Source organism: Streptomyces sp. NPDC087215, assembly GCF_044744885.1.
Lineage (GTDB): Bacteria > Actinomycetota > Actinomycetes > Streptomycetales > Streptomycetaceae > Streptomyces.
In genome coordinates, this window is sequence record NZ_JBIUZD010000039.1 from 1 (window position 1) to 1,206 (window position 1,206).

The following is a 1,206-nucleotide window of genomic DNA, read 5'->3' on the forward strand; positions in this document are numbered from 1 at the left end:
GGTCTTGCCGCGGAGGCCGAAGGCGCTGATGAACGCGGCGACGAGGGCGGCGATCAGGGGGACGACGAGGGCGGCCTGGTAGCCGTCGAGGAGGGCCGCGGGTGTGGTGCCCTCGGTGGCGGCGATGTTGACGGCGGCGACACCGGACAGGCCCAGAGCGGCACCGAACTGGAAGGAGGTGTAGAGCAGGCCGCCGGCGACGCCCTGCTCCTCCTCGGCGATGCCGTCGGTGGCGACGATCGTCAGCGGCCCGTAGGCCAGGGAGAAGCCCAGGCCCAGGATGATCAGGCTCGGGAACATGGCCAGGTAGGTCCAGTCCGCGCCGACCGGCAGGAACAGGGCGTAGGACAGGGCGGCCAGGAGCAGACCGCCGAAGATGACCCGTGCGTTGCCGAACCTGGCCACGAGCCGGGGAGTCAGCGTCGGGGACAACACCGCGTCCACACCGATGACGATGAGAGCGAAACTGGTCTGCAGGGTCGACCAGCCGCGCAGTTCCTGCAGGTAGAGCACCGCGATGAACTGGAAACCGAAGAAACCGGCGGCGAAGAGCATCCCCGCCAGGTTCGAGCGGACCAGCGAGCCGTTACGGAAGATCCCCAGCCGTACCAGCGGCGAGGACGACCTGCGTTCGACCAGCACGAAGACGAGGAAGAGCAGCAGGCTCGCCCCGATGGTGCCCGCCGTCCAGACACCGGAGACGTGCGTGGCCCGCTCGACACCGAAGACCAGGAGCAGGATGCCGCCGGTGACCGTGACCGCGCCCGCCAGATCGACACCCTGCCCGGTACGGTCCGGACGCGCCGACTTCGGGATCAGCACGACCGCCGCGATCAGGATGAGGAGACTGAGGATGACCGGCGCGAAGAACACCCACCGCCAGTTGACCGCGGCCAGCAGACCACCCACGACCAGACCGATCGAGAAACCACCGGCCGCGGTACCCGAATACACCAGCAGAGCCTTGTTCCGCTGCGGACCCTCGGCGAAACTCGTAGTGATGATCGACAGACCCGCCGGAGTCATGAACGCCGCCGCGACACCCGTCACGAAACGAGCCACGATCAGCATCCAGCCCTCGGTCGCGAAACCACCCAGACCCGAGAACAGAAGGAACACGACGAGCCAGAACACAAACATCTGACGCCGCCCGAACAGATCCGCGGCACGACCACCGAGGAGCATGAAGCCGCCGTAACCCAGCAC

General features: G+C 67.5%; 1 protein-coding gene. It reads right to left on the reverse strand.

Annotated elements, in window-relative coordinates:
- On the reverse strand, positions 1 to 1,206 hold a 1,206-nt coding region (locus ACIO92_RS34125), incomplete at both ends, for an MFS transporter (RefSeq protein ID WP_402596831.1).